This window comes from Streptosporangium sp. NPDC006013, from assembly GCF_040614275.1.
Taxonomy (GTDB): domain Bacteria; phylum Actinomycetota; class Actinomycetes; order Streptosporangiales; family Streptosporangiaceae; genus Streptosporangium.
In genome coordinates this window covers 1-7589 of the sequence record NZ_JBEXUE010000478.1, presented here as the reverse complement: position 1 = coordinate 7589, position 7589 = coordinate 1, and the positions used below count along the sequence as shown (strand labels likewise).

The following is a 7589-nucleotide window of genomic DNA, read 5'->3' as shown; positions in this document are numbered from 1 at the left end:
CCCGGTGCCCGCGGCGCCGGGTGCTCGCCGTCGTCCGTGGCAGCGCGGTCAACCAGGACGGCGCCAGCAACGGGCTCACCGCTCCCAACGGCCCCTCGCAGGAGCGGGTCATCCGCGAGGCTCTCGCCGGCGCGGGACTGTCGCCCGCCGACGTCGACGCCGTCGAGGCGCACGGGACGGGGACCACGCTGGGTGATCCGATCGAGGCACAGGCACTGCTGGCGACCTACGGACGCGACCGCGAGGGCAGCCCGCTGCTGCTCGGCTCGTCGAAGTCGCACATCGGCCACACCCAGGCAGCCGCGGGCGTCACCGGCGTCATCGCGATGGTCCAGGCCCTCCAGCACGCGACCCTGCCGCCGACCCTGCACATCGACCGGCCGTCCCCGCACGTCGACTGGACGGCGGGCGCCGTCTCACTGCTGACCGAGGCCACCGCGTGGCCACGGACCGGTCGCCCCCGCCGGGCCGCCGTCTCCTCCTTCGGTATCAGCGGCACCAACGCCCACCTCGTGCTGGAACAGGCGCCAGAGGAGACCGGGACGTCCGAGCGTACCGACGAGCCCGGCCTCACCCCGTGGATCCTCTCGGCGAAGTCCGAGGACGCGCTGCGCGAGCAGGCCGCACGGTTGCGGGCGCGAGTGGCGGCCGATCCCGCACTCGGCGTATCCGATGTCGGGTTCACCCTGTCGGTGGCCCGCGCCGCCCTGGATCACCGCGCCGTCGTGCTCGCCACCGGCCGAGAGGAGTTCCTGGAGGCACTGGACTCCCTCGCCGCCGGTGGAGTCACCCCGGCTGTCGTGCGCGGCACCGCCGCCAGACCGGGCGGGCTCGCCTTCATGTTCACCGGCCAGGGCAGCCAGCGTCCCGGCATGGGACGAGAACTCGCCGCGGCCTTCCCGGTGTTCGCCGACGCCCTCGGCGCCGCCGCCGCGCACCTGGACGGCCACCTCGACCGCCCGATCCTCGACGTCATGTTCGCCGAACCGGACAGCGCCGGCGCCGCGCTGCTGGACACGACCGCGTACACCCAGCCCGCGCTCTTCGCCTTCGAGGTCGCCCTCTACCGGCTGGCCGAGTCCTTCGGTCTGCGCCCCGACTACCTCATCGGTCACTCCGTCGGCGAGCTCGCCGCCGCCCACGTCGCGGGTGTCCTGTCACTGTCCGACGCCGCGACCCTCGTCGCCGGCAGGGGCAGGCTCATGCAGGCGGTCGAGGCCACCGGCGCGATGGCGGCACTGCAGGGAACGGAGCAGGAGATCCGGGCGCTCCTGGCGGACCACCGCGGCGAGGTGGACATCGCGGCGGTCAACGGTCCCGACTCCGTGGTCGTCTCCGGAGACGAGGCCGTGGTGGGGGAGATCGTGTCGCGCCGGCGCGGGGAGGGCCGCAGGGCCAGGTGGCTCCAGGTCAGCCATGCCTTCCACTCGCCGCACATGGACGCGGTGCTCGACGACTTCCGGCGCATCGCGGCGAGTCTGGACCTCGCCGCACCGCGCATTCCGGTGATCTCCAACCTCACCGGCCGCCTGGCCGCGGCCGACGAGCTACGCGACCCCGGCTACTGGGTCCGGCACATCCGGCATGCCGTCCGGTTCCGCGACGGCATCGCGACCCTGCGCGACCTCGGCGTGAGCGACTACCTCGAACTCGGTCCCGACGCGGTCCTGACCGCCCTGGCCCACGACTGCCTCGCGGGAACTCCGCCCCGCACCCTGGCCGCCGCGTCCCGCCCCGACCGCCCGCAAGCCCAGGCGTTCGGTACCGCCCTGGCCCACCTGCACGTCCACGGCGTGAACGTCGACTGGCGGGCGGCCCTGCACGGCCGCGACGCGAAGCTGGTCGACCTGCCCACCTACGCCTTCCAGCGCCGCCGGTTCTGGCTGGACACCTCCCCGGCCGTCTCCGGCACGGCCGCCGCGGGGCTGGAGACGGCCGGGCACCCGCTGCTGGACGCGGTGGCCGACCTGGCGGGCGGCGAGGGCTCGCTGCTGACCGGCCGCCTCTCGCCACGCACCCAGCCCTGGCTGGCCGACCACGTGGTCTCCGGCGGCATGCTGCTCCCCGGCACGGCGTTCGTCGAGCTGGCCCTGCACGCCGCGGACCGGCACGGGGGGCTGCGCCTCGACGAGCTGGCGCTGCAGGCACCCCTGGTGGTCCCGGAGCGCGGCGAGGTCTGGGTGCAGCTGTTCACCGGCGCCGACGACGGTTCCGGCCGCCGTCCGCTCGCCGTCCACTCCAGGACCGGCCCGTCGGAGAGCTGGACCCGCCACGCCACCGGTGTCCTGACCGCCGCCACCCCCGCGCCCAGGCAGGAGGAGGCCGGCGCCTGGCCGCCGCGGGAAGCGGTCCCCGTCGATCTGGAGGGCCTGTACGAGCGGCTCGCCGACCGGGGATACGAGTACGGCCCCGCCTTCCGCGGGCTGGTGGGAGCATGGCGGCTGGGCGACGACATCCTGGCAGAGGTGCGGCTGCCGGACGAGCACCTCGCCGAGGCCGCCGGGTACGGCATGCACCCGGCCCTGCTCGACGCCGCCCTGCACGCGGTCGTCGGGATCACCCTCGTAGCCGACGAGCGGGGCATCCGCCTGCCGTTCTCGTGGAACGGGGTGTCGCTGGAGGCGTCGGGCGCGACCGTGCTGCGCGTGCGGATCACACCGACCGGCCCCGACACGGTCGGGATCACCGCCACCGACGCCACCGGCGCGCCCGTCGTCTCCGTCGAGTCCCTCACGTTCCGGCCCGTCGCCCCCGGGGGGCTCGGCGCTCCCCGTACGTCGAGCCACTCGATGCCCTACCGGCTGGACTGGGTGCCCGCACCCGCCGCCCGGACGCCGATGCCGGCCCGCTGGACGGTGGTCGGAACGGTGGTCGGAGCCGGCCTCGACATACCCGACGTGCCGATGGCCGCCGACCTGGAGGCGCCACGGGCGGCCGTTCCTGATCTCCTGCTCATCTCCGCGACCGGCGGCGGCGCGGCGCCGGACCCGGTGCTGCCGCAGGCGCTGCACGCCGGCACGGTCACCACGCTGGACCTGCTGCGCGAGGCGCTGCTGGACGAGCGGTTCGCGGCCACCAGGGTGGCCGTCGTCACCCGGCGCGCCGTCGCCGTCCATCCGGGGGAGGACGTCGAGGATCTCGCGCACGCCGGGCTCTGGGGACTGGTCCGCACGGCACAGACCGAGTTCCCCGGCCGCGTCGTCCTGCTCGACCTCGACTCGCACCCCGGGTCACGAGCGGCCATCGCGGCGGCACTGGCCACGGGTGAGAGCCAGCTCGCGGTGCGCCGCGGCGAGATCCTCGTCCCCCGGCTCGCCCGGCCGGCGGCGGACGACGCCCTCGACCTTCCCGACGAGGCCTGGCGGCTGGACGCCACCGGCTCGGGCACGCTGGCCGACCTCGGGCCGCTGCCCGCTCCCGAGGCGGAGCGCCCGCTGGCAGCGGGAGAGGTCAGGGTCGCGCTCAGGGCTGCCGGGCTCAACTTCCGCGACGTGCTCATCGCTCTCGGCATGTATCCCGGCGACGCCAGGATCGGCGCCGAGGGCGCGGGCGTCGTCGTGGAGACCGGGCCCGGTGTGACCGGTCTGGTGCCCGGCGACCGCGTCATGGGCCTGGTTCAGGGGACCGTCGGCCCCCTCGCGGTCACCGACCGGCGCTACCTGACACGGATCCCCGCCGGATGGTCGTTCGCGCAGGCCGCCACCGTGCCGGTGGCCTTCCTCACCGCCTACCACGGCCTCGCCGACCTGGCGGGCATCCGCCCCGGTGAGCGGCTGCTCGTCCACGCGGCCACCGGCGGCGTCGGCATGGCCGCCGTCCAGCTCGCCCGGCACTGGGAGGTCGACGTGTACGGCACCGCCGCGCCTGCCAAGTGGGACACCCTGCGTGAACAGGGGCTTGACGACGACCACATCGCCTCCACCCGCACCCTCGACTTCGAGACCGCGTTTCCCGCCGTCGACGTCGTTCTCAACTCCCTCGCCCACGAGTTCACCGACGCGTCGCTGCGACTGCTGGCGGACGGCGGCCGGTTCGTCGAGCTGGGCAAGACCGACCAGCGCGACCCCGTCCAGGTCGCGGCGGCCCACCCGGGCGTCACCTACGAGGCGTTCGACCTGTTCGAGGTGGACCCCGGCCGGATCGCCGAGATCCTCGACGTGCTCGCCGACCTGTTCGACAGCGGCGCCATCTCGCCCCTGCCGGTCACCGCCTGGGACGTCCGGCACGCCCACCACGCCCTGCGCCATCTCAGCCAGGCACGGCACACCGGCAAGCTGGCCGTGACCCTGCCCGCTCGCCTCGACCCGGCGGGAACCGTCCTTGTCACCGGCGGCACCGGAACGCTGGGCGCCCGCACCGCGCGCCATCTGGTCACCAGGCACGGGGTCCGCCACCTGCTGCTCGCCGGACGCGGCGGCCCGGATGCGCCGGGCGCCGCGCGACTGCACGCGGAACTCACCGCGCTGGGCGCCGAGGTGCGGATCGCCGCGGTCGACGTCGCCGATCGCACCGGCCTGGCCGCGCTGATCGCCTCCGTACCGGCGGGACACCCGCTGACAGCCGTCGTGCACGCCGCCGGCACGCTCGACGACGGGGTCCTCGGCTCGCTCACTGCCGACCAGGTAGGCGGGGTGCTCCGGCCCAAGGCCGACGCCGCCTGGTACCTGCACGAGCTGACCCGCGATCTCGACCTGTCCGCCTTCGTGTTGTTCTCCTCCGCGGCGGGCATCCTGGGCAACGCGGGCCAGGCCGGCTACGCCGCCGCGAACGCCTTCCTCGACGCCCTCGCCCACCACCGCCGCGCGCACGGCCTGCCGGCCACGTCACTCGCCTGGGGGCACTGGGCGGAGAGCAGCGGCATGACCCGCGACCTCAACCGGGCGGACCTGGCCCGGCTGGCCCGCGCGGGCCTGCCCGCCATGCCGACCGGGTACGCGCTCGCCCTGCTCGACGTCGCGCTGGCCATGCCGGACCCGGTCGTGGTGACGGCCAGGCTGGCCCCCGAGGCGACCGGTTCCCCGCTGCTGCGAGGACTGGCCCGGAAACGGCCCCGGCGGATCGCCGTACCGGCGGCGGGGACGGCCTCCCTCGCCGAGGAGCTGGCCGGCCGGCCGGAGACCGACCGACTGCGCAGGCTCCTGGCACTCGTACGGTCCACCGCGGCCGCCGTGCTCGGCCACCCGGACCCCGAGGCCATCGTCCCCGACCGGGGGTTCCTCGACGCCGAGTTCGACTCGCTCAGCAGCATCGAGCTCCGCAACCAGCTCGACAAGGTCACCGGGCTGCGACTGCCCACCACCCTCGTCTTCGACCATCCCACGCCGGTCGCGCTCGCCGCGTACCTGCGGACCCGGCTTGTCCCGGCTGAGACGCCCGAGACGCCCGGCCCGGAGTCCGAGCTGGACCGAATCGAGGCGGCCCTCGCCGGCGGGGCCATCGACTCCGGCACGCGAGAGCGGGTCCTGGTCCGGCTGAACGACCTGCTGACCAGGTGGGGCGGGCCGAGACCCGCTCCGGAAGACGATCTCGGGCGCATCGACGCGGCCACGAACGACGAGATCTTCGAGCTCATCGACAACGAACTTCGCCTCTCGTGAAGGGCACCCCTCCCATGGCTGATGAAGAGAAGCTCCGTACCTATCTCAACCGGGTGACCCTGCAGCTCCAGCAGACCCGGCGGCGCCTGCACGAGGTCGAGTCCGCCGGCAGGGAGCCGGTCGCGATCGTGGGAATGGCCTGCCGCTTCCCCGGCGGGGTCACCTCGCCGGAGGACCTGTGGCGGCTGGTGACCGCGGAGCAGGACGTGATCGGGCCCTTCCCCACCGACCGCGGCTGGGATCTCGGCGGCCTCTACCACCCCGACCCGGACCGCAGCGGCACGTCCTACGTACGCGAGGGCGGATTCCTGTACGACGCCGCCGAGTTCGACGCGGAGTTCTTCGGGATCTCGCCGCGCGAGGCGCTGGCGACCGATCCACAGCAGCGGCTGCTGCTGGAGACCGCCTGGGAGGCGCTGGAGGACGTCGCCGTCGACCCACTCGCCCTGCGTGGCAGCGACACCGGCGTGTTCGTCGGCGCCATCGCCCAGGAGTATGGCCCCAGCCTTCACCACCGGCCGGCGTACAACACCGACGGCTACGTCCTCACCGGTAACACCACCAGCGTGGCGTCGGGCCGGATCGCCTACACGTTCGGGTTCGAGGGGCCCGCGGTCACGGTCGACACGGCGTGCTCGTCCTCACTCGTCGCCCTGCATCTCGCCGCTCAGGCGCTCCGGCTCGGCGAGTGCTCCTTCGCGCTCGCCGGAGGTGCCACGGTCCTCGCCGCGCCCGGAATGTTCATCGAGTTCTCCCGCCAGCGCGGGCTGTCACCCGACGCCAGGATCAAGGCGTTCGCCCGGGCGGCGGACGGCACCGCCTGGGCCGAAGGCGTCGGGCTGCTGGCACTCGAGCGCCTCTCGGACGCCCGCCGCAACGGTCACCGGATCCTGGCCGTGTTACGTGGCAGCGCGGTCAACCAGGACGGTCGTAGCAGCCAGCTCACCGCTCCGAATGGTCCGTCGCAGCAGCGGGTGATCCGGCAGGCGCTGGCGGGTGCGGGGTTGTCGGTCTCTGAGGTGGATGTGGTGGAGGCGCATGGGACGGGGACCAGGCTGGGTGATCCGATCGAGGCGCATGCGTTGCTGGCGACGTATGGGCAGGGGCGGTCTGCGGGTCGGCCGTTGTGGTTGGGGTCGGTGAAGTCGAATATCGGGCATTCGCAGGCGGCGGCGGGGGTGGCCGGGGTCATCAAGGTGGTTCAGGCGATTCGTCATGGGGTGTTGCCGAAGACGTTGCATGTGGATGAGCCGTCGCCGCATGTGGACTGGTCGGCTGGGGCGGTCGAGTTGCTGAGTGAGGCGCGGGTTTGGCCGGAGACGGGTGGGCCGCGTCGGGCGGGGGTGTCGGCGTTCGGGGTGAGTGGCACCAATGCTCACGTGATCATCGAGCAGGCTCCGGACGATCCTGTCGTGGCTGGTTCCGGCGTGGTTGACCGGCTGGAAAGCGAGGTGGCCGCGGATATCGGACCAGTCGAGGAGGTGGCTTCGGCTGGTTCTCGGGAGTTCGTGTCCGTGCTGAACGGTTCGGTTGCTGGGGCGGGGGTCGTGGCTGGGCGGGTGGTGCCGTGGGTGGTGTCGGGGCGGTCGGTGGCCGGGTTGCGGGGGCAGGCCGCGCGGCTGATCGGGCTGGTGGAGGCGGAGGGGGGTCTCGATTCGGGGGATGTGGGCTATTCGCTTGCCCGTGGCCGGGCGGTGTTGGAGGAGCGGGCGGTGGTGGTGGCCGCTGGGCAGGAGGGGTTGCTTTCGGGGTTGGGGGCGTTGGTGGCGGGTGAGTTGGCGGCGGGGGTGGTTCGGGGTCGGGCTGGGGGTGGGTTGGCGTATCTGTTCACTGGTCAGGGCAGTCAGCGTGAGGGGATGGGCCGGGAGTTGTATGGGCGGTTCCCGGTGTTCGCGGCGGCTTTTGATGAGGTGGTCGCCGAGTTGGATCGTCATCTTCCTGGTCTGTCGGTGCGGGAGGCGGTGTTCGGTGCGGCGGGGGTGCTGGATCGGA

The 7589-nt window shown here is 73.7% G+C and carries 2 protein-coding genes; both read left to right on the top strand.

Features of this window, described 5'->3' with window-relative positions; genetic code table 11:
* Positions 1-20 precede the first annotated feature (20 nt).
* Positions 21-5597 carry an SDR family NAD(P)-dependent oxidoreductase gene (locus ABZ260_RS42205; protein WP_355629037.1) on the top strand — a complete coding sequence of 1859 codons (5577 nt, stop codon included), beginning with the start codon at positions 21-23 and terminating at the stop codon, positions 5595-5597.
* Positions 5598-5611: 14 nt separating this feature from the next.
* Positions 5612-7589 (top strand): beta-ketoacyl synthase N-terminal-like domain-containing protein (locus ABZ260_RS42200; protein WP_355629034.1); only part of this gene is annotated, 1978 nt, incomplete at its 3' end.